The sequence below is a fragment of the uncultured Henriciella sp. genome, from assembly GCF_964005855.1.
Classification (GTDB): Bacteria; Pseudomonadota; Alphaproteobacteria; order Caulobacterales; family Hyphomonadaceae; genus Henriciella.
Genome location: NZ_CAXFSW010000002.1, coordinates 195,570 through 216,702, shown reverse-complemented (window position 1 = coordinate 216,702; position 21,133 = coordinate 195,570). Strand labels below are relative to the sequence as shown.

General features: G+C 62.3%; 21 protein-coding genes. 17 read left to right on the top strand and 4 right to left on the bottom strand.

Features of this window, described 5'->3' with window-relative positions:
* Positions 1–7 precede the first annotated feature (7 nt).
* Both ABNU55_RS04160 and ABNU55_RS04155 read left to right on the top strand, forming a co-directional pair.
* Positions 8–790 (top strand): succinate dehydrogenase iron-sulfur subunit, encoded by a 783-nt coding sequence (locus ABNU55_RS04160; protein ID WP_290748429.1) that lies wholly within the window; start codon positions 8–10, stop codon positions 788–790.
* Positions 791–908: 118 nt separating this feature from the next.
* Positions 909–1,592, top strand: coding sequence for a glutathione S-transferase (locus tag ABNU55_RS04155; protein WP_290748432.1), 684 nt, complete (start codon positions 909–911; stop codon positions 1,590–1,592).
* Between the two features lie 70 nt (positions 1,593–1,662).
* Here ABNU55_RS04155 and ABNU55_RS04150 read toward each other — a convergent pair whose 3' ends face one another.
* Entirely contained in the window at positions 1,663–2,364 is a 702-nt protein-coding gene (locus ABNU55_RS04150) for a hypothetical protein (RefSeq protein ID WP_348764238.1), read from the bottom strand.
* A gap of 348 nt (positions 2,365–2,712) precedes the next feature.
* Here ABNU55_RS04150 and ABNU55_RS04145 point away from each other — a divergent pair, with 348 nt between their 5' ends.
* Positions 2,713–3,774, top strand: a complete 1,062-nt coding sequence (locus ABNU55_RS04145; RefSeq protein ID WP_290755159.1) for a hypothetical protein — start codon at positions 2,713–2,715, stop codon at positions 3,772–3,774.
* Positions 3,775–3,776: 2 nt separating this feature from the next.
* On the opposite strand, the gene ABNU55_RS04140 is transcribed toward ABNU55_RS04145, so the two are convergent.
* Complete coding sequence (locus tag ABNU55_RS04140; RefSeq protein ID WP_290755156.1) at positions 3,777–4,769, bottom strand: NADPH:quinone oxidoreductase family protein; 993 nt, start codon at positions 4,767–4,769, stop codon at positions 3,777–3,779.
* Between the two features lie 139 nt (positions 4,770–4,908).
* Here ABNU55_RS04140 and ABNU55_RS04135 point away from each other — a divergent pair, with 139 nt between their 5' ends.
* The 6 genes from ABNU55_RS04135 to folK are packed head-to-tail and all read left to right on the top strand — an operon-like array spanning position 4,909 to position 8,301.
* On the top strand, positions 4,909–5,781 hold the full coding sequence (locus ABNU55_RS04135; protein WP_290755153.1) for an isoaspartyl peptidase/L-asparaginase: 873 nt from the start codon (positions 4,909–4,911) through the stop codon (positions 5,779–5,781).
* A 7-nt stretch (positions 5,782–5,788) separates the two neighbouring features.
* Complete coding sequence (locus tag ABNU55_RS04130; RefSeq protein ID WP_290755151.1) at positions 5,789–6,136, top strand: hypothetical protein; 348 nt, start codon at positions 5,789–5,791, stop codon at positions 6,134–6,136.
* A gap of 7 nt (positions 6,137–6,143) precedes the next feature.
* On the top strand, positions 6,144–6,626 hold the full coding sequence (locus ABNU55_RS04125) for an RNA methyltransferase (protein WP_290755148.1): 483 nt from the start codon (positions 6,144–6,146) through the stop codon (positions 6,624–6,626).
* Positions 6,623–7,465, top strand: coding sequence for a dihydropteroate synthase (gene folP / locus ABNU55_RS04120; RefSeq protein ID WP_348764237.1), 843 nt, complete (start codon positions 6,623–6,625; stop codon positions 7,463–7,465). Before ABNU55_RS04125 ends, folP begins: the two co-directional genes overlap by 4 nt.
* Entirely contained in the window at positions 7,452–7,820 is a 369-nt protein-coding gene (gene folB / locus ABNU55_RS04115) for a dihydroneopterin aldolase (protein WP_290755136.1), read from the top strand. Before folP ends, folB begins: the two co-directional genes overlap by 14 nt.
* A complete protein-coding gene (gene folK, locus ABNU55_RS04110; RefSeq protein WP_290755134.1) occupies positions 7,813–8,301 on the top strand; it encodes a 2-amino-4-hydroxy-6-hydroxymethyldihydropteridine diphosphokinase in 489 nt (162 codons plus the stop codon). The genes folB and folK overlap by 8 nt, the downstream gene beginning before the upstream one ends.
* Before the next feature lie 316 nt (positions 8,302–8,617).
* On the opposite strand, the gene ABNU55_RS04105 is transcribed toward folK, so the two are convergent.
* Positions 8,618–9,424, bottom strand: coding sequence for a LytTR family DNA-binding domain-containing protein (locus ABNU55_RS04105; protein WP_290759623.1), 807 nt, complete (start codon positions 9,422–9,424; stop codon positions 8,618–8,620).
* A 139-nt stretch (positions 9,425–9,563) separates the two neighbouring features.
* Here ABNU55_RS04105 and ABNU55_RS04100 point away from each other — a divergent pair, with 139 nt between their 5' ends.
* From ABNU55_RS04100 to odhB, 8 genes are all read left to right on the top strand, one after another.
* Positions 9,564–10,112, top strand: coding sequence for a DUF2306 domain-containing protein (locus ABNU55_RS04100; RefSeq protein WP_290755131.1), 549 nt, complete (start codon positions 9,564–9,566; stop codon positions 10,110–10,112).
* Between the two features lie 75 nt (positions 10,113–10,187).
* Positions 10,188–11,375 carry an alkaline phosphatase D family protein gene (locus ABNU55_RS04095; RefSeq protein ID WP_290755129.1) on the top strand — a complete coding sequence of 396 codons (1,188 nt, stop codon included), beginning with the start codon at positions 10,188–10,190 and terminating at the stop codon, positions 11,373–11,375.
* Positions 11,376–11,430: 55 nt separating this feature from the next.
* Complete coding sequence (locus ABNU55_RS04090) at positions 11,431–12,669, top strand: MFS transporter (RefSeq protein ID WP_290759629.1); 1,239 nt, start codon at positions 11,431–11,433, stop codon at positions 12,667–12,669.
* 137 nt (positions 12,670–12,806) lie between these two features.
* Positions 12,807–14,000 carry an ADP-forming succinate--CoA ligase subunit beta gene (sucC, locus tag ABNU55_RS04085; protein WP_290754920.1) on the top strand — a complete coding sequence of 398 codons (1,194 nt, stop codon included), beginning with the start codon at positions 12,807–12,809 and terminating at the stop codon, positions 13,998–14,000.
* 9 nt (positions 14,001–14,009) lie between these two features.
* Entirely contained in the window at positions 14,010–14,612 is a 603-nt protein-coding gene (locus ABNU55_RS04080; protein WP_290754921.1) for a hypothetical protein, read from the top strand.
* A gap of 10 nt (positions 14,613–14,622) precedes the next feature.
* Positions 14,623–15,525, top strand: coding sequence for a succinate--CoA ligase subunit alpha (gene sucD, locus ABNU55_RS04075; RefSeq protein ID WP_290754923.1), 903 nt, complete (start codon positions 14,623–14,625; stop codon positions 15,523–15,525).
* A gap of 92 nt (positions 15,526–15,617) precedes the next feature.
* On the top strand, positions 15,618–18,626 hold the full coding sequence (locus ABNU55_RS04070) for a 2-oxoglutarate dehydrogenase E1 component (RefSeq protein WP_290754924.1): 3,009 nt from the start codon (positions 15,618–15,620) through the stop codon (positions 18,624–18,626).
* A 31-nt stretch (positions 18,627–18,657) separates the two neighbouring features.
* A complete protein-coding gene (gene odhB / locus ABNU55_RS04065; RefSeq protein ID WP_348764236.1) occupies positions 18,658–20,280 on the top strand; it encodes a 2-oxoglutarate dehydrogenase complex dihydrolipoyllysine-residue succinyltransferase in 1,623 nt (540 codons plus the stop codon).
* Positions 20,281–20,379: 99 nt separating this feature from the next.
* On the opposite strand, the gene ABNU55_RS04060 is transcribed toward odhB, so the two are convergent.
* A complete protein-coding gene (locus ABNU55_RS04060; RefSeq protein ID WP_290747960.1) occupies positions 20,380–21,060 on the bottom strand; it encodes a class I SAM-dependent methyltransferase in 681 nt (226 codons plus the stop codon).
* Positions 21,061–21,133 lie beyond the last annotated feature (73 nt).

Sequence of the window (21,133 nt, the reverse complement as noted above, 5' to 3'; positions counted from 1 at the left end):
GAGCGATATGGTTCAGCTGACACTACCCAAAGGCTCTGCGCCCAAAAAGGGCAAGGAATGGCCAAAGCCGGAAGGCGCCAAGAACACCAAGGCGTTCAAGATCTACCGTTACTCTCCTGAAGAGGGCGGCAATCCGACATGGGACACCTACCATGTCGACATGGATCGCTGCGGGCCGATGGTTCTCGACGTCCTGATCTGGATCAAGAACAATATCGATCCAACCCTGGCCTTCCGCCGCTCCTGCCGCGAGGGGGTCTGCGGGTCCTGCTCGATGAATATTGGCGGGCGCAATACGATTGCCTGCACCAAGGGCTGGGACGAGATTGCCGGGTCGACCATTACCATCGCCCCGCTGCCGAGCCTGCCGGTGGTCAAGGACCTGGTCCCGGACCTCACCAATTTCTACGCCCAGCACGCCTATGTGCAGCCCTTCCTCAAGACCGATACGCCGGAGCCTGAGAAAGAGTGGAAGCAGTCCGAAGAACAGCGCAATGAGCTTAACGGCCTCTATGAGTGCATCCTCTGCGCCTGCTGTACGACCTCCTGCCCGTCCTATTGGTGGAATGGCGACAAGTATCTCGGCCCCGCCGCGCTGCTGCAGGCCTATCGCTGGCTGATCGACAGCCGCGATGAGGCGACGGGTGAGCGGCTCGACGATCTTGAAGACCCGTTCAAGCTCTATCGCTGCCACACCATCATGAACTGTGCGCAGGTCTGCCCGAAAGGTCTCAACCCGGCCAAGGCGATCGCCAAGATCAAGCACATGATGGTCGAGCGCGTCGCGTAACGCCGCTTGCCAGCCCATCAAAGATTATAGCCCGCGCCTTATGGGGTGCGGGCTATTTTTTTGCCGGGACATCGGGTGAGCGCGGGAACGGGGCGGGCGCGGCGCGCATTCGGTTTGCATGACCTATACGCTTCACTACTGGCAGGGCATTCCGGGGCGCGGGGAATATATCCGCCTCGCGCTGGAAGAAGCCGGTGCCGACTATCGCGACCAGAGCCCCGACTGGAATGCGGGAGACCCCGCAAAACCGAGTTTCGCGCCGCCCTTCCTGACCGATGGGGAGGTGACGGTCGGCCAGGTGGCGGCGATCCTCTTCTATCTCGGGCCGAAGCTCGGCCTCGTCCCCGACGATGAGACCGAACGGCTATGGATTCACCAAATCCAGCTCACCATTGCCGACCTTGTGGTCGAGGCGCATGACAGCCACCATCCGCTGGGGCCGGGCGCCTATTATGAGGACATGAAGGAAGAGGCAAAGACGCGCGCTCATGCCTTCCGGACCTCGCGCATCCCGAAATTCCTCGACTGGTTCGAGGAGGTGATCGAGAAGAATGATGCGGCGGGCGGCTGGCTTGCCGGCGAGCGTCTGACCTATGCCGACCTCTCCCTCTTCCATACGGTGGAGGGGCTGCGCCACGCCTTTCCCAACACGATGAACGCGCTGGAGGAGGATTATCCGCGTGTCATGAAGCTCGCAGAAGAGGTGCGCGCGCGCCCGAAGATTGCGGCCTATCTGGAAAGCGAGCGCCGCCAGCCGTTCAGCAATGGCATTTTCCGCCACTATCCAGAGCTTGATGCGTGACGCTTTGCGCCGGGGGATGACGGGCCGCCGGGCATGACTGGCGGCGCCCGTCTGAGATCAGATGGCGTGTCTAGCTGGCAGGTGCGATCAGATGTGGCGGTGGCCAGCCGCGAAGCTCGAATGCGGACATCTGCAGGCCCTCGCGCAGCCAGTCCGGGATTTGCCGCGACCGGGCACCGGGCGGCGACCCGGGCCGAAGCGGGGATCGGCGGCGCGCCCGGGTACCGGATGGCCGGGCGGCCAGCCTGCGGGCAAGCCGGCGGGCGGCGGTGTCCTTTGTCTCAAGCAGGTGACCCAGTGCAGCGAGACGGGCCTGCCAGACCGGCGTACGGGGCGTTTGGCCAGCCTCTGCTACAGGTGGCTTTTCCCCGAAAATATCGATGATGCGGGGTGCTCTGACGGGCCCGAACCGGCGTGTTGGCCCGCCCTCGATTTTTATGCAGCTGGACAGGGACGCGACAGGCTCGAACAGGGCAAAGCCGCGCGGGCGGGCTGTGGTGCCGTTGGCTTTCGTGGTTCTGGTGGGCGGAACTGGCCCGCGCGGGCGGGGCGTCCAGCCTGCCATATCCAGCTGACGCGCCTCGATCATCAGGAGCCGGCGGGCGAGCGCCTCTGCGGCCACCAGCGACGGGCGGAGCCAGCGCGGCAGATTGCTGGCGGGATCGCCTGTCTGCGCGTCCTTCACATGACCCATCATCGCGGCGACCAGTCCGGCAAGATGCTGCCAGAGGCGCACGAGCGTGCGGTCAAGAAGGGGGTTAGCGGTCACCATCGCCGTGCAGCATAGGCCGGGCCGCGAAGGGGGCGGATGAATTGGTTGGGTGGGCGGTGTGGGGACGTGAGGAGACGGGGTACGGACCGTGTTGTTCTGGGCGGCTGGGGGATATTTTCGTGTTTAGGCTTCGGTCTGGAGGAGGGGAGGTGGCCGTGCTGCCCGTCCTGTTTCAGGCCCTCACGGCCGGGCGGCTGACGCCGTGCCTTCGGCAGCCTTGACCGCCTGAAACAGACCGGGCTTTGGCTGGCTGTGGCCCAATGGCGGGGTCCCGCCATTGGGCGATGTCAAAACCTTACTTGCGTAGAATCGTGCTAAGCAACCAAGTAATGACAAGGGATTATTTCAATGGATTCATCTGTGCCGCCGGAATCTAGGAATATTGGCTCTGCTAACTTGAGAGACGCACTCATTCTCGCGGACGAATTGGTTACAGATATAGAACTTAGCCGGATCCCATTAAGTCACGCAGCCTTAAAGGCTAGCCGCCTCGCTCGTTTACTAAACGATGATGAGTCCAGAAAAATTTTTCAGTACGAAGCGGGTGGTTATCCGACGACTCCGCAAGGTGTCCCTCAAGAAATCTTTGAACTAGGACGCAAAGCAGGACGGGTAAGTCAGCAGAAAGAGAAAGATAAAATTCTCGAGAAAATGAAAACTCTCTCGATTGAAGCGATGGAAGCGCAACTGGAAGCCGCGAAATTGCGATTGGCTGCCGCAGTAGACGCACCCTCCCACGTATCCTCTGCCAATCCTCAGCAGTTTGTATACGGAGGCATGTCAAACAACCGCGAGCGCGAGAAGGAAAAAGCCGCCATAAGCACTATGGCAATAGCGCTTAGCGGGTGCAGAAGTCGTATCTATAGCTACGCGCTCGAGAAACTCGTTGAGTTGAAATACTCCTCAATAGCGAGCAACGCGTTTGATCGTATTCGTGCCGAAGCTGATGACCAATTAGCTATTCGAGTGCCGGAAACAGTAACCAAATTTTCTTCGATTTACGAAAATTTGGCCAGCGAGAATGCCGAGAATTGGGCCAACGCTGTGCACTCTTGTCGACGCATATTGCAATCTATCGCCGATGTTCTCTTTCCAAGTTCAGGCGAGCAATTGCGAAACGGCAAGACAATCAAATTAGGGCCCGATAATTATGTGAACCGGTTGATGTGCTTTGTGGAAGACAATTCTAATTCAGACCGGTTTACTGAGATTGTTGGCTCTCATCTGAAGTATATTGGCGAGCGATTGGACTCCATTTTTAAGGCTTCGCAAAAAGGGTCCCACGCCGAAATTTCGAGCAGACAAGAAGCAGATAGGTATGTCGTTTACACGTATCTCATAGTTCGAGATATTCTATCTATAGCTCCTTCAGCTGACGAGAAATCCGCCCCGTCAGCTGAAGGAGCATAAAGCTAGATCGTCACGACGACCTTCCCTTTAGCCTTTCTTTCCATCAGTTCAGTGATGGCGTCGGCGGCCTTTTCGAGGGGATAGGTGTTGGAAACGTGGGGTTTGATCTTGCCGGCTTCGTAAAGCTCGAAGATTTCCTTGATGTTCTGCTCATTCGCCTTCGGGTCGCGGGCGACCGCGGCGCCCCAGAATACACCGATAATGTTGCAGGATTTGAGCAGGGTGAGGTTGAGCGGCATTTTCGGGATGCCGGCCGGGAAACCGATGACGAGGAAGCGGCCGTCCCAGTTCATGGCGCGGAGCGCCGGTTCCGCATAGTCGCCGCCGACGCCGTCATAGATGACGTCCACGCCGCCGCCGCCAAGTTCCTTGATCTTGTCGGAGAGGGCTTTCTGCTGGGACTTGTCGAGGGGGCCGCGATCATAGACGAGTCCGTGCTTTGCGCCTTTCTCAATGGCAAGGTCTACCTTGTCCTGGCTTGAGGCGGCGGCGATGACTTCCATCCCCATGGCCGCGCCAAGCTCGACGGCGGCAAGGCCGACACCGCCGGCGGCGCCGAGGACGAGGAGCGTCTCGCCCTTCTTGCACTGGCCGCGATCCTTCAGCGCGTAATAGGAGGTGCCATAGGTCATGAGGAGGGCGGCGGCCTCTTCAAAGGACATGGAGTCCGGGAAGGGGCGCACGCGGGCTTCGTCCACCTTGGCTTCTTCGGCCATGCCGCCCCAGCCGATGGAGCCCATGACGCGGTCGCCGACCTTGACCTTGGTGACGCCTTCGCCAACCGCCTTGATGACGCCCGAAAGCTCGCCGCCCGGAGAGAAGGGGCGTTCGGGTTTGAACTGGTACATGTCCTGGATGATGAGGACGTCGGGATAGTTCACGCCGACGGCTTTCACGTCGACAATGACCTCGCCCTTGCCGGGCTCAAGGGCGGGCACGTCCTCCAGGACGAGGGAGTCGGGTTTACCTGGGCTCTTTGAGAGAATGGCTTTCATGGACGTGTTCCTCTTGCTGTGTCCCTTGGCAGTCGCCTCTGGGACTTGTAATTGACGGGCCGAACGTATCCGTGGCACCGCGCGCTGTGAAGCGTGACGCGGCGAAAAAGCTGAACGCGATTTCTGGAGCACTGACGAGATGGCAAAGAGCTGGGCGCTTGCCCTTCATGGTGGAGCCGGACCGCTGCGCAAGCGCGACCATGCGGCGGCAGAGCAGCATATGGCGGAACTCTTGCGCGAGGGCGAAGCGCGCCTGGCACGCGGGGAGGCGGCGCTGGACGTGGTGCACACGCTGGTGATCGCGCTGGAAGAGTGCGGCCATCACATTGCCGGGCGCGGCTCATCGCCCAATGCCATCGGCCAGTGGGAGCTGGACGCCGCCATCATGGACGGGCGCAAGCGCAATGCCGGGGCGGTTGCCTCGCTGCGCGGCTACAAATCGCCGGTGACGGCGGCGCGCCTCGTCATGGAGAAGACGCCGCATGTGCTGATCGTCGGCAAGGGCGCGGCACGGATCGCGCGCGAGCACAAGCTGGAGCGGGTGCATAATCCGAAAGCCTATTACACCCCCGCGGTGAGCCGCCCGGTGAAGAAGGGCGAGCTGGCGCATGGCACGGTTGGCGCGATTGCGCTGGACACTGAGGGGCGGCTGGCGTCTGCGACCTCGACCGGCGGGCTGCTGGGCAAGACGCCGGGCCGGGTGGGCGATACGCCGATAATCGGCGCGGGCCTCTGGGCGGATGAGCGCGTCGCGGTGTGCTGTACGGGGCAGGGGGAGTATTTCCTGCGCACCAATGCGGCCGCCGATGTCTCCTCGCGCGTGCGCTATGGCAAGCAGAGCCTGAAACAGGCCGCCGAGGGTTCGCTTGAGGACCTCGCTATCCTGGGCGGGGATGGCGGCATGATCTGTCTCGATGTGCTCGGCCATGTCGAGGTCGTGTTCAACGCCGAGACCATGAAGCGCGGCGTCGTGACGAGCGCGGGCCGCTTCGATGTGGCGACGATGAGGTGATGGGGCGATGAGCGGGCAGACGCTGGGCTTTTTCATTGCCGGGGTGCTGGTGGCCTTCGCCTTTGCGCTGGCGCTGCAGATGCGGCTGATGACGGGTCTGGTCCTGCGCCGGGCGGCGCGGGCGAAATTCGATGAGCTGGAAGACGGCACGGCGCGCTTTGCCGTGGTGCATGCGGTGGCCGGGACCGGGCTGGAAGAGGGCGATACGGTCGGCGAGGCGGCGAGCTGGCTGCGCGCCGAATATCCGCGCGCCATCGGCCATATCAGGCTTGCGCGGCGCGCGACGGCGGTGACGGGCGTGCTCTTCCTGGCGGTGCTGATTGGCTGGCGGGTCACCGCCGGGGCAGAAGGGTAGAGAGACGATGCGGGGCTATTTCGCCATCGGGGCCGAAGGCATTTCCAAGCCGATGAACCTTGGCGCGCTGATGCGCACGGCCAATGCGTTCGGGGCGAGTTTTGTGTTCTCGGTCGCCGCGGCAGACCGGCTGAAAGTTGCCTATAAGGCGGACACATCGAAGACGTTCGAGAGCGTGCCCTATTATCAGTGGGATGCGATTGGCGATATCGCGCTGCCCAAGGGCTGTCAGATGGTGGGCATCGAGCTCACCGAGGATGCGATTGAGCTGCCGGAGTTCCGCCATCCGAAATCGGCAGCCTATGTTCTCGGCCGCGAGCGGGGGGATCTGTCGCCAGAGATGCTGGCGCGCTGTGACCATGTGGTGAAGATCCCGACGCGGTTCTGTATCAATGTGAGCCTTGCCGGCGCACTGGTCATGTATGACCGGGTGCTGTCCATGGGCGGCTTTCGCGACCGGCCGGTCATGCCGGGCGGGCCGAAGCCGTGAGTCTGGCGCGCGCAGACCGGACCCGCCTGCGCGATACGCTGCTGGCCGAGGCGCGGCGGCGCACGCTGATCATGGGGATCCTCAATGTGACGCCGGACAGTTTTTCCGATGGCGGCCGGTTCGATGAGGCGGGCGCGGCGCTCGCGCATGCCGATGCGATGGTGGCGGCCGGGGCGGACATTCTCGATGTGGGCGGGGAGTCGACGCGGCCGGGGGCGACCCCTGTCAGCGAAGCCGATGAGCTTTCGCGCACTGTGGCGGTGGTGGAGGCACTGGCCGCGCCGGGCCGGGTGCCTGTCTCGATCGACACCTACAAGTCGGGTGTTGCCCGGGCGGCGTGCGAGGCCGGGGCGGTGATCGTCAATGATGTGACGGCGATGTCGGACCCGGAGATTGCGGGCGCCGCGGCAGATGCGGGCGCGGCCTATGTGCTGACCTATCATCGAGGGGTGAAGGATGAGGCGCTGGATGCGGGCCGTGACATGCTGCGCTTCTTTGAGGAGGCCGTGCACCGTTGCGAGGCCGAGGGCCTGAAGCGCGATCATGTGATCCTCGATCCGGGTGTCGGGTTCGCGAAGACGTATGAGCAGAACTTTCAGGTGCTGGCAGCGGCGGGCGATCTTGTTGGCCTTGGTCTGCCTGTGCTGATCGGCGTGTCGCGCAAATCATTTATCGGCAAGCGGCTTGGGATCGAGACGGCGGCAGAGCGCGACACTGCGTCTGTGGCTGTTGGTCTCGACTCGGTACGCCGGGGGGCGCATATGCTGCGCGTCCATGATGTGGCCGCTCACCGGGCCGCGCTCGACCTATGGGAGACAATCGACAATGCGGCGCACTGAACGGGTCTTCGTCGAAAACCTCGGCATTCACGGCTTTCACGGCCTCATCGCGGAAGAGCAGAGGCTCGGCCAGAAATTCTATGCCGATATCGAATGCCTCGTCGCGCGGCAGGAAGCCCCTTCCGACACGATGAAGGATGCGGTCGACTATGGCAAAGTCTGCGATCTTGCGCATGAGATCTCTGCCAGCGGACCGTTCAATCTGATCGAGACGCTGGCCGAACGGATCGGGCAGGGCGTGATGGAGACCTTTCCGCTGGTCTCGCGCGTGCGGGTGCGTATCCGCAAGCCGAACGCGCCGATCCGGCATTTCCTCGACCATGTCGGGGTGGAGATCGAACTCAGCCGTGACTGAGCTGCGGCAGGCCGCCCTCGCCTTCGGGTCGAACCTTGGCGACAGCGCCGGGATGATCGGCCGGGCGATGGAGGCGCTCGACGCGATGGATCGCTTGTCGGTGACGGCGCGCTCCTCGCTCTATGCAACGCCGCCCTGGGGGGTCGAGGACCAGCCTGATTTCATAAATGCCTGCGCGCGGGTGGAGACGGATTTTGCGCCGCTGGACCTGCTGGCAGCTTGCAAGGATCTGGAAGTGGCGCTGGGGCGTGAGCCGGGTGTGCGCTGGGGGCCGCGCCTGATCGATATCGATGTGCTGTGGATGGAGGGTGTCGCGCTGACAAGCGAGCGGCTGACCCTGCCGCATCCGAGGATGACGGAGCGGGCCTTCGTGCTGGTGCCGCTGGCGGAGATTGCGCCGGATCTGGTTGTGGAGGGGCAGGCTGTGCGCGAATGGGCGGGGTCTGCCGACGCCGATGCGATTACGAGAATTGGAGCCTAGGGGGTGGCTGGTCTACCCTCTCATCATGAGGGCGGCCGTTCAGCCCTGATAGATTGAGCCGGATGGGGTGAAGGCCATGACCAGTGTGAGGGCTGCGATGACGCCGAGCATGGCGATGATGGCGGTTTTTGAGATGCCCTGGGTCATGTGACCCACTTTGTGCGAATGCGCCGCCCCATGCGGCCTGTCTTGCTGGGGCGCCAGATAGGGGCGCGATCCTGACAGCAGTATGCGTGGCGGGGGCATATGTTCCATGCCGGGCAGGTATGGACGGATTTGCCCGTCACAGCGTGGTTTTCGGGAGACACCGGCGCCTTCAGCCGGTGAAGCCCGCATCCTTGACCGCGGCCTGATAGGAGCGGGAGACGGGCACGTCCTCACCGGAATGAAGGTAAAGCCGGATCCGGCCATCGCCGCGTTCGGCGCGCGCGACGCCCTTGCGCGCCACCCACCATGAGCGGTGAACGCGCAGGCCGTCTGCGCTGGCAAGTTCGCGGTCCGCATCGCTGAGCCGCATCAGGATGAGCTCACTGCCGAGCGAAGTGTGGACGCGGCAATAATGGTCCTCAGAGGAAACGGCCCAGAGGTCAGCGGTGTGAAAGCGCACCGGCAGGCGTTTGAGGAAATCGCTCACCGCATCGCCTTCATCTGCGGCCTGGGCAAAGTCCGGGCCGGCGAGGTTGAAGGCGCGGCTGACCGTATAGCCGATCAGCGTCATGGCCGTCGCGATGACGAGGACATAGAAATAGATGATGTGGACCGGCCCGTCCCCGACCACAATGTATCCCCCGGAGAGGAATTCGAGACCGTAGATGACGCCGGTCACGCCGACGGCAGTGACAAGCGAGGTGATGATAACCATCAGCCAGTCAGGGCCGTTCGGTCTCAGGCGGTAGAAGACATGCACCGTCAGTTCCCCGACGAGCGTGCCCGACCCGATCAGGAGCAGCCAGACGCCGAAATTGAGGAGGAAGGGCGCATTGGCGTTGCTGCCATAGGGGCGGACAAAGGCAAGGAAGAGCGAAATCCCCATCAGGATCAGCGCTTCCCGGCTGCGTTTCTTCCAGTCGATGGCGCTGCGCAAGCTGTGGGCCCCTCTCCATTCGCGCTTCGTGAATGACATTGGCTGCATTTCGCGAAGGATTCCAGACCTCTCGCGTAGTCCAGCTCGCAGGCCGGGGCGGGGCGGGCGATCTCTGTCGTCAAGGCGCACGGGCGAGCAGATGCCCGGCGCCGGTCTGACAGAAGACAAGGAGCCGACAATGAGCCTCACAGACACAGTTATCCGCCCGCGTTTCCTCCCCCGCCTGCCAAAGTTCTCGCGGACGCAATGGACATTTGCCATCGCCCTGCCTGTCTATGCCGGTGTGAGCGCGCTGACCCTGATCGATGCGGGGTCGGTCCCCCGCTTTCGCTTCGATCTGCAGCCACTGATCGAGTCCGGCATTGCGATCCAGATCCATGTCGCCGCCGCGCTCACCACACTGGCGATCGGTGTCTATCTGATGATGGCGCGCAAGGGCCTGCGCCTGCACCGCATTTTCGGCTGGGCCTGGGTCATCTGTATGGCGCTGACGGCCGGCTCATCCTTTTTCATCATGACGCTGTTTGAGAATTTCTGGAGCCCGATCCACGCCCTGTCGGCCTGGACGCTGATCGGCCTGCCGGTCGCCATCGCGGCGGTCAAGCGGCGCGATGTGAAGAAGCATCGCAAGGAAATGACCAATCTGTTTGTCGGCGGGATGCTGGTTGCCGGGCTTTTCACCCTGCTGCCGGGCCGCATGATGTGGCACATCTTCTTCGCCCTCTAGGCGAGCGGACCTTTATCTATACAGCGGCGTTCTGCATAACAGCATTGCGTCTTTGTTAAGTGAGAGGGTCTGTTCATGCATCTGAGGTCTCTGGCCGTATTTGGAGCCTTCGGGCTTGTTTCCTGTGCCTCGCAGGGTGGGGCGCCGTCCCTGCCGTCGATCTTTGAGGGACCGCCGCAATCGGCAGTGGAGGCCCTGAACCGGTATTATGACACGATAGACCCAACGACCCTGCCGCAGGCGCCAGCCGGTGTTTCTCTGCCGCTGAACGAGACGCTGACGAGCATCCTGCTGGCCTCCTGCAATGATGAGGAGCTGGACAGCCCCACACTGGCGCAGCTGGCCAGAGAGGATGCCGATCTATTCCTGATGATCGGCGACAATGTCTATGGCGACCGCGACGGGCGCGACTATGCCAACAACCAGCCGGAGCTGGACGAGCTGCGTGAGAGCTTTGAGGAGCTGGCCACCCGGCCGGAATTCCAGGCGGTGCGCGCGAAATTTCCGATGATGGTGGCCTGGGACGACCATGATTATGGCACCAATGATGGCGGCAGGGATTTTCCGTTCAAACAGTATGCCGAACTGATCCACGAGACCTTCTGGGGTCTTGTCGATGATGAAGTCGGCCAGTATCCGGGCACCTACTATGAGCGCACCTTCGGGCCGGAAGGCCAGCGCGTGCAGGTCATCGTGCTGGATACCCGCTTTTTCCGCTCCGATCTGACACCGACCGATGACTATGGCGCCGAGGGCAAGGAGCGCTATATGCCCGCGCCGGAGGGCAGCTATCAGGACATGCTGGGCAGCGCGCAGTGGACCTGGCTGCAGAACCGTCTTCAGGATGAGGCGGAGCTTCGTTTCATCGTCTCTTCCGTACAGGTGATGCCGACGGTGCATGGCTGGGAGTCTTGGGACAAGCTGCCTGCCGAGCGGGAGCGCCTGTTCGAGCTGGTCCGCGAGAGCGACGCGGGCGGTGTCGTCTTCCTGAGCGGCGACCGCCACACCGGCTTCATCTATGAGGAGCAGGGCGTGCTGCCCTATGAGGCCAATGAGCTGACCGCCTCCTCGCTGAACGTCGCCTTTGCCGAGGAAAGCCCTGAGATGGACCCCCGTCAGGTTGGCGCGCCCTTTCCGCCGGAGAATTATGGCGAGGTCGAGATCGACTGGCAGGGGCGCCAGCTTTCCTTGCTACTGAAGAACAGCGAAGGTGAAACTGTACGGGAAAACGTGATTGCGTTTGACGATATTGGCGTGAAATAAGCCCGGCAAACATCAAGACTGACCTGAACAGGGGCTAAAGGAGCCCAGCCTGCCAATGAGCGATTATCGGAACGTCTGGGCGCTGATTGCTGCCGCGGCCTTTCTTCAGCTCGGCGGCGGGATACTCGGTGTTGTGACGCCGCTCGGCCTTGAGACTCTCGGGGTCAGTCCCGGCCTGATCGGGGCGATTGCGGCCGCTTATGCGCTGGGCTTCATGGTCGGCGCCTATACCGCGACCAATGCGGTGATCCTGTTCGGTAATATCCGCGTCTTTTCGGCCGCCGCAGCAACCTGCGGGGCGAGTGTTCTGGTCATGCAGCTGGCGCTCGACCCGTGGAGCTGGACGGTTGTGCGGATCCTGCAGGGGGCGGCCTTTGCGTGGATGTTCTCCAGTATCGAAGCCTGGCTGGGTGCCACCGTCTCGATGAAGAACCGGGGCAGTGTCAGCGGCTTCTATCATCTCATCGCCAAGGTCGCTCTGGTGGTCGGGCCGTTCTTTGTGGCCGGTCTCGCGCCGGTCGATTTCAGGCCGTATCTCTGGGCGGCCATCTTCCTCACGCTGTCGCTGCTGCCGGTCTGCCTGACGCGGCGCGGTGAGCCGCCGGCGCCGAGCGTCGAGCCGCTGGCCTTCCGGCGCCTGTTCGAGATTGCGCCCTCTGCCGTGATCGCGGTGTTTCTGGCCGGCCTCATCAATAGTGGGACGCTGGCCCTTCTGCCGCTCTATGCCGGTGTGGCGCTGCCCGATGTCCCGGGCGGCTCGACAGGCGCTGCCGCCGTGGCGGCGGCGGCCTGCTGGACCGGCGGGCTGATCAGCCAGTGGCCGGCGGGGCGGATCTCCGACCATATCGACCGGCGTGTCGTGATCGCTGTCATGGGCGGAATTTCCGCGGCCGCGGCGCTGGTGCTGGGTCTCTTTCCGGGGCTTCCCGAAAACTGGATCGTGATTGCGCTCGGCGTCTGGGGGCTGGGTTCGCTCTCCTTCTATGGCATCGGTGTCGCGCATGCGATTGACCGCTCGGATACGGCGCAGATCTCACGCGTCATGTCAGGGCTGCTTTTCGTCTGGGCCGCCGGGTCCGTGATCGGGCCGCCGCTGTCTGGCTATGCCTTCCGGGTGCCGTTTACAGAGGGCGGACTGTTCCTTCTGGCTGCAATTCTGTCGATCGTGCTGACGGTTTCCATGATGTATCGTCGCACGCGCCGGCAAGACGTGCCCAAGGATGCGCAGGAACCGTGGATGATTACTCTTCCGAGTACGGCAAATACGGGCGAAATTGACCCGCGAACGGATTAGCGGCGCTTTGGGTCCACCATGCGAACCCATCTGGTTGCGCCATGGAATGTCAGTGTTATAAGGCCACGAGTTTCTGAGCGGGTGGCGTCTCGCGCGTCCCCGTCCCGCCGACGATATACAAGAGGCTGAATTTCCCCATGAACATCCATGAATACCAGGCCAAGGCCGTGCTGAAGACCTATGGTGCGCCCGTTGCTGACGGCGCGCCCGTGCTTTCGATCGACGATGTGGAAAAGGCGGTCGACCAGCTGCCCGGACCGCTCTGGGTCGTGAAAAGCCAGATCCATGCGGGTGGCCGCGGCAAGGGCAAGTTTGTGGAGCCGGCTGCAGGTGAGAAGGGCGGCGTTCGCCTCGCCTTCTCCAAGGAAGAGGCCGTCGAGCACGCCAAGGCGATGTTCGGCAACCACCTCGTCACCGCGCAGACCAACAAGGACGGCAAGCAGGTCAACCGCCTCTACATTGAGGATGGCGCTGACATCGACCGTGAGCTTTACCTCTCTGTCCTCATCGACCGCGCCACCGGCAAGCCGGCTTTCGTCGCCTCGACCGAAGGCGGCATGGACATCGAGGAAGTCGCCCATTCCACGCCGGAAAAGATCCTGACCCTGCCGATCGACCCGATGGCCGGTGTCACCGACAAGGACAGCGAGAAGCTGTGCGATGCGCTGAAGCTGGAAGGCGACGCGCGCAAGGACGGCATGAAACTCTTCCCGACGCTCTACAAGGCGTTCACGGAGAAGGACATGTCGATGCTGGAGATCAACCCGCTCATCGTCATGGAAAATGGCCATCTGCGCGTTCTCGACGCCAAGGTCAGCTTCGACACCAACGCCCTCTTCCGTCACCCGGACATCGTGGAACTGCGCGACAAGACCGAGGAAGACGAAAAGGAAATCGAGGCGTCTGAATGGGACCTCGCCTATATCGCGCTCGACGGCACGATTGGCTGCATGGTCAACGGCGCGGGCCTCGCCATGGCGACGATGGACATCATCAAGCTCTATGGCGAAGAGCCGGCGAACTTCTGTGACGTTGGCGGCGGCGCCAACAAGGAGAAGGTCGCAGCCGCGTTCAAGATCATCATGAAGGACCCGAATGTGAAGGGTATCCTGGTGAACATCTTCGGCGGCATCATGAAATGTGACGTCATCGCCGAAGGCGTGATCGCAGCGGTCAAGGAAACCAATCTTGGCGTGCCGCTGGTCGTCCGCCTGGAAGGTACGAATGTCGATGAGGGCAAGGCCATCATCAAGAATTCGGGCCTCAACGTGATCCCGGCCGACGATCTCGACGACGCGGCCAAGAAGATCACCGACGCGGTCAAGGGGTAATCCGGCCCGATGGTTCGTTCTTCTCTCATCTGTCTTACGGCCGTCTTGCTGGCCGCCTGCGAGAGCGCTGGCGGCGACGGCAAGCTTACCCCGACGCTGGAGGGCGGGATTTCGGCCCCGGAAGGGGCTTCACCCGTCCTCGTGGATTTCGTCAATGTCTGTTCTTCCCTCGTGCTGGAAGCGCGCGATCCGGGCGTGGTTTTCACCGCGCTGGGATGGGAGATCCCTGACGGGACCTCCCCTGAGGAGATGGCGGCCTTTGGCGGCGCGGTGGCGGAGAAGGAGATGACGGCCGACATGCCGCTCATGCTCCAGCTCATGCCGATGGACTTTCCTCACGTGGACGGAATGACCTGTAGCGTCACCGGCTACGGCGCCAATGACATCGCCCGCGTGGATATTGCGGGCCTTGACGGCATCGAAGGCATGATGGGCAAGGTCGACACCTATGAGAAGGACGGCGACTCTGTGGGTCTGGGCCGCTGGAGCGGCGTGACCCAGGACGGGTCGGTGGTCACCATCTATGCCATGAGGGCCAATCGGGGGGAGGTGCTCAACCTCTCCCTCAACAAAACAAAGCCGGTAGAGCCGGCGCTAAACGCTACGAAGTAGGAAGCACTGAATGTCCATCCTTATCGACTCCAATACCAAAGTCATCGTGCAGGGCCTGACCGGCAATACCGGCTCGTTCCACACCAATCAGGCGCTCGAATATTACGGCACCAAGATGGTCGCCGGGACGCACCCGAAGAAGGCTGGCCAGAAATGGACCGCCGATAACGGGACCGAGCTGCCGATCTATGCGACGGCGGGTGAGGCCAAGGAAGCCACCGGCGCCAATGCTTCGGTCATCTATGTCCCGCCAGCCGGCGCGGCAGCGGCCATCGAGGAAGCCATCGATGCGGGGATCGAACTGATCACCTGTATCACCGAAGGTGTGCCGGTCATGGACATGGTCCGCGTGAAGGCAAAGCTCGAAAAATCCAATTCGCGCCTGATCGGGCCGAACTGCCCGGGCGTGCTGACCCCTGAGCAGTGCAAGATCGGCATCATGCCGGGCAAGATCTTCAAGAAGGGCTCTGTCGGCGTCGTGTCGCGTTCGGGCACGCTGACCTATGAGGCCGTGTTCCAGACCAGCCAGGCCGGTCTTGGCCAGACGACCGCTGTCGGCATTGGCGGCGACCCCGTCAACGGCACCAACTTCATCGACGTGCTGGAGCTTTTCCTCGCCGATGACGAGACCAAGTCGATCATCATGATCGGTGAGATCGGCGGCTCTGCCGAGGAAGAAGCTGCACAATTCCTGAAGGATGAGGCCAAGAAGGGCCGCAAGAAGCCGATGGTCGGCTTCATCGCTGGCCGCACGGCGCCTCCGGGCCGTACCATGGGCCATGCCGGTGCCATTGTTTCGGGCGGCAAGGGCGATGCCCCGTCCAAGATCGAGGCGATGGAATCTGCTGGCATCAAGGTGTCACCGAGCCCTGCGCGTCTCGGCGATACCATGGTAGAGGTTTTGAAAGGATAGCCGCGGACACTAAGTGTCCGCATGGCGGCCAGACGAGGCCTGAGACACGACCCCGCCGGGCCGTCCAGTGAAACAACAGGACGGTATAAACCATGGCAGATGACGGTTCCCCGATTACGGGCAAGCGGAGCGCAGCAAACAGCGCGATGCTTGAGACTGCCTTTCTTTATGGCGGCAGCGCGGTCTGGATCGAAAAGATGCAGGCCGCGTATGCGCGCGACCCCAAATCGGTTCCTGACAGCTGGCGCGACTTCTTTGCCCAGCTGGGTGATGGCGATGAGGCGGCGACCCGCAATGCGGATGGCGCAAGCTGGAAGCGTGAGCGCTGGCCCAAGCCTGCCGATGCCGACCAGGTCGCTGCCTTCGACGGCAACTGGACGCTGCTTGAGCCCAAACTCAAGGAGAAGATCAAGTCCGACGCCCCGGCGGCGAGCGCCGAGGATATTGCCAATGCGGTCAAGGATTCGATCCGCGCGCTGATGATGATCCGCGCCTATCGGGTGCGGGGCCATCTCGCGGCAAATCTTGACCCGCTGGCCATCGATAATGACGCGACCCAGCCCGAGCTCGACCCGGCCAGCTATGGCTTCACCGATGCGGACATGGATCGCAGCATCTATATCGATGGCTATCTCGGCCTCGATTATGCGACCATTCCTGAAATGGTCGACATCCTTCGCCGGACCTATTGCTCGACCGTCGGGATCGAATTCCAGCACATCTCCTCGCCTGAGGAGAAAGCCTGGCTTCAGGAACGTATCGAGGGCCCGGACAAGGGCGTTGCGTTCACCCCGGAAGGCAAGAAGGCGATCCTCGCCAAGCTGATCGAAGCGGAGACGTTCGAGCGCTTTCTGCACCGCCGTTATCCCGGCACCAAGCGCTTCGGCCTCGATGGCGGCGAAGCAGCCGTGCCGGCGCTGGAGCAGATCATCAAGCGCGGCGGCGCACTTGGCGTCAACGAGATCGTGGTCGGCATGCCGCACCGTGGCCGCCTCAACATGCTGGCGGCCGTCATGGGCAAGCCGTATGAGAAGATCTTCCACGAGTTTCAGGGCGGCTCCACCCAGGGCGCCGAAGGCTTTGGCTCCGGCGATGTGAAATACCATCTCGGCGCATCGTCTGACCGCGCTTTCGATGGCAATGAAGTTCACCTCACCATGAACGCCAACCCGTCTCACCTCGAGGCGGTGAACCCGGTCGTTCTTGGCCGGACCCGCGCCAAACAGGCGATGGAAGCTGATGAGACGGGCACGCTCGACCGGTCGCACAAGCTGCCGCTTCTGCTGCATGGCGATGCGGCCTTTGCCGGCCAGGGTGTCGTGTCTGAGTGTTTCGCGCTGTCTGGCCTTGCCGGCTATCGCACGGGCGGCACGATCCACTTCATCGTCAACAACCAGATCGGCTTTACGACAAGCCCGATGTATTCGCGCTCATCGCCCTATCCGTCCGACGTGGCGCTGATGGTGCAGGCGCCGATCTTCCATGTGAATGGCGACGACCCCGAAGCAGTGACCTATTGCGCCAAGGTGGCGACCGAGTACCGCCAGAAATTCGGCAAGGACGTCGTCATCGACATGTTCTGCTACCGCCGGTTCGGCCACAATGAGGGTGACGAACCGATGTTCACCCAGCCGGTCATGTACTCGCAGATCAAGACGCATGAATCGACGCGGGAAATCTATGCCAAGCGCCTCGTTGAAGAGGGGCTGGTCTCCGAGGATGAGGTCAAGCAGCAGATCAAGGATTTCGAGGATTTCCTCGACAAGGCCTTTGACGATGGCAAGACCTTTGAAGCGACCAAGGCCGACTGGCTCGATGGTGAGTGGTCCGGCCTCGGCCTGCCTGAGGATGACGAGCGGCGCGGCAAGACCGGCGTCGCGATCAAGAAGCTGAAGGAAATCGGCGAGACGATCACCACGGTGCCGGACAATGTGGACATCCACAAGACGCTGCGCCGCGTGATCGATGCCCGCCGTGAAGCCATCGAGACCGGTCACGGCCTCGACTGGGCGACCGCAGAGCATCTGGCCTTTGCCACGCTGCTCGAGGAGGGCTTTCCGGTCCGCCTGTCGGGTCAGGATTCCGGTCGCGGCACATTCTCCCAGCGCCACAGCCATTTCGTCGACCAGACCAGTGGTGCGCGCTATACGCCGCTCAACAATATCGCAGACGGCCAGGCCAATTACGAAGTGATCGACTCGCTCCTCTCCGAGGAAGCGGTGCTCGGTTATGAGTATGGCTATTCGCTCGCCGATCCGAACTGTCTGGTCCTCTGGGAGGCACAGTTCGGTGACTTCTCGAACGGGGCGCAGGTCTTCTTCGACCAGTTCATTTCCTCGGCCGAACGCAAGTGGCTGCGGATGAGCGGTCTCGTCTGCCTCCTGCCGCATGGCTATGAAGGCCAGGGGCCTGAACATAGCTCGGCGCGTCTTGAACGCTTCCTGCAGATGTGCGCGGAAGACAATATGCAGGTGGTGAACCTCACCACGCCTGCGAACTATTTCCATGCACTTCGCCGCCAGATCCACCGCGACTTCCGCAAGCCGCTGATCATCATGACGCCGAAATCGCTGCTGCGTCACAAGCTGGCGACGTCCTCGCTGGATGATTTCAACACGAAATCCTCCTTCCACCGCGTGCTGTGGGACGATGCCGAGACGCCGGGCCGCGAAGGCAAGGTGAAACTGACCGGCGATGACAAGATCCGCCGCGTCGTGATGTGTTCGGGCAAGGTCTATTACGACCTGTTCGAGGCACGTGAGGAACGCGGGATCGATGACGTCTATCTGCTCCGGATCGAGCAATTCTATCCGGTGCCGCGCAAGTCAATCATGGCGGAGCTGAAGCGCTTTACCCAGGCCGAGATGGTCTGGTGCCAGGAAGAACCGCGCAATATGGGCGGCTGGACCTTCATGCGTGACGAGATCGAATGGGCCTGTAACCAGGTCGGTGCGCAGAACCCGCGGCCGAAATATGCGGGACGTCCGCCCTCGGCAGCGACGGCAACCGGCCTACTTTCGCAACATAACAAGGAAAAGGATGCTCTCATCGCCGCCGCGCTGGGTGACCAGCCGGTCGAAGACAGCATCGTTTCCGCCTGAACAGAACGATACCTAACGGAAACGGAAGCATATGACTGATATCGTAGTCCCTCAGCTCGGCGAGAGCGTGACGGAGGCCACAGTGGGCCAGTGGCTCAAGAAAGCTGGCGACAAGGTCTCCAAGGATGAGGTTCTGGTCGAGCTGGAAACCGACAAGGTTTCAGTTGAGGTTGCCGCAACGGCAGACGGCACGCTGAGCGAGATCGTCGCCAATGAGGGCGACACGGTCGAGATCGGCGCGGTTCTGGGCCGTCTTGGCAGCGGCGATGGCGCAGGCGCGGCGAGCGAGGACAGCGCGCCGGAAGCCGACAAGGATAAAAGCGCCGAGAAGGCCGGTGAGCAGGAAGCCGCGCCCAAGGGCGATCCCGGCCGCTCAGGTGGCGGCAATGAGGGCGGCGACCTCACAGATGTCGTCGTGCCCGCCATGGGCGAAAGCGTCACCGAAGGCACGCTGGGCGAGTTCCTGAAGAAAGTCGGCGACCGCGTCTCCAAGGATGAGACGATTGCCGAGATCGAGACCGACAAGGTCGCGCTGGAAGTCCCGGCATCGGCCGACGGCACGATTGCCGAACTGCTGGTTTCTCCGGGCGACACTGTGACACCGGGATCGGTCATCGCACGTATTTCCGGCGGGGCCGGCGGCAGCGCGGGCGCCTCGTCTTCGAAATCCTCCGGCGGCACTGAGGCCAAGGAAGCCCGCGTGTCCGAAGGCGCGACGACCAGCCAGACCCCGGCAGAGACCGGCGAGTCCGCCTCCGGCCAGGAAGACCGTCCGGTCTCCCCATCGGTGCGCCGCGTGGCATCCGAGGGCGGCGTCAATCCGCAGGACATTCCAGGCACGGGCCGCGATGGCCGGGCCACCAAGGCCGACGCCATCGACTTTGTGAACAAGGCCGCACAGGCACCGAAGCAGGAAAGCAAGCCGCAGGCGGCTGCCTCCCAGCGTGAAATCGGCCCGCGTGAGGAACGGGTGAAGATGACCCGTCTTCGCCAGACCATCGCACGCCGCCTGAAAGAGGCGCAGGACACGGCCGCGATGCTGACGACATTCAACGATGTCGATATGTCCGCCGTGATGGCGCTTCGGTCCAAGTACAAGGATAGCTTCGCTGAGAAGCATGGCGTGAAGCTTGGCTTCATGGGCTTTTTCACCAAGGCGATCGTCTCTGCGCTGCAGGAGATCCCTGCTGTGAACGCCGAGATCGACGGCACCGATATCATCTACAAGAACTTCTACGATATCGGCATGGCGGTCGGAACCGACAAAGGCCTTGTCGTGCCGGTGATCCGTGACTGTGATGAGCTGTCGATTGCCGGGATCGAGCGTGAGCTGGGCAACCTTGCCCGCAAGGCGCGCGACGGTGAGCTGACGATTGGCGATATGCAGGGCGGCACGTTCACCGTGACCAATGGCGGCGTCTATGGCTCGCTGATGTCGACGCCGATCCTGAACCCCCCGCAGTCCGGCGTGCTTGGCATGCACCGGATTGAGCAACGTCCTGTCGCTATCGATGGCAAGGTCGAGATCCGCCCGATGATGTATCTGGCGCTGTCCTATGATCACCGCATCGTCGACGGCAAGGAAGCCGTGACCTTTCTCGTCCGCGTCAAGGAAGCGCTGGAAGATCCGGAACGTCTGCTTCTGGACGTCTAGGCGTCTGATTGCACAACGGTTTTCAAGAGCGCCCGGCCAGACATGGCCGGGCGTTTTCATGTGTGGGCAAAAGGGCGGGGAAGACGGGCTGGACGCTGGTCAGGTGCGGCTCGTGACCCAGCCGCGGATGAGCATGCCCTGAAAGATCTGCACCGGCGCCTCAAAGCCGGCGCCCTGTATCAGGGCTTCGACCTCTGACGGGGAATGGGCGGCGAAGGCTGTGCCGAAATCCGCCCGGTAATTGTCTTTCATGTCACTTGTCGCATTGCTGGTCTGGATGCCCGTCAGCCAGACCTCCATCAGCCGGTCGAAGCGAGGGTCGCTGCGGTCTGCGGCAAGGTCCGCGTCGACCAGCGTGCCGCCGGGTCTAAGGCGGACGGCGATCTCCCGGAAATAGGCCTCGCGCTCGTTTGTCTCCGTCAGGAAATGCGAGACGAGAAGAGAGGTCGCGCCATCGAAGCGTTCGCCGGGCGGCAGGCTGTCTAGGTAGCCTTCATGGAAGGTGCAGCGCTCAAGCAGGCCGGCCGAGCCCAGTTTCCTGCGCGCCACGGCCAGCATGGCGGGCGCTGGTTCTGCAAGGCAGAAGCGCCAGCCGGGATGCGCGGCGGCGAGGGCCAGAACTTCCGTGCCTGTGCCAGCGCCGGCGCAGAGGACGGGCGCATCCTCCGGCAGGACGTCGAGAGCGAGGTTCGTGATCAGGTCCAGGCTGTCGCGAATGGGCGCCATATCGCCAAACTGGGTGTCGTAGACAGCTGCGTGTTCTTCACCGAAAGGGACCATCTGAATTATCCTAAATTGTAATAAGATTACATTACGGAGTGGTCGCCTACTGTCAAGGATTGGCGACGCAGGT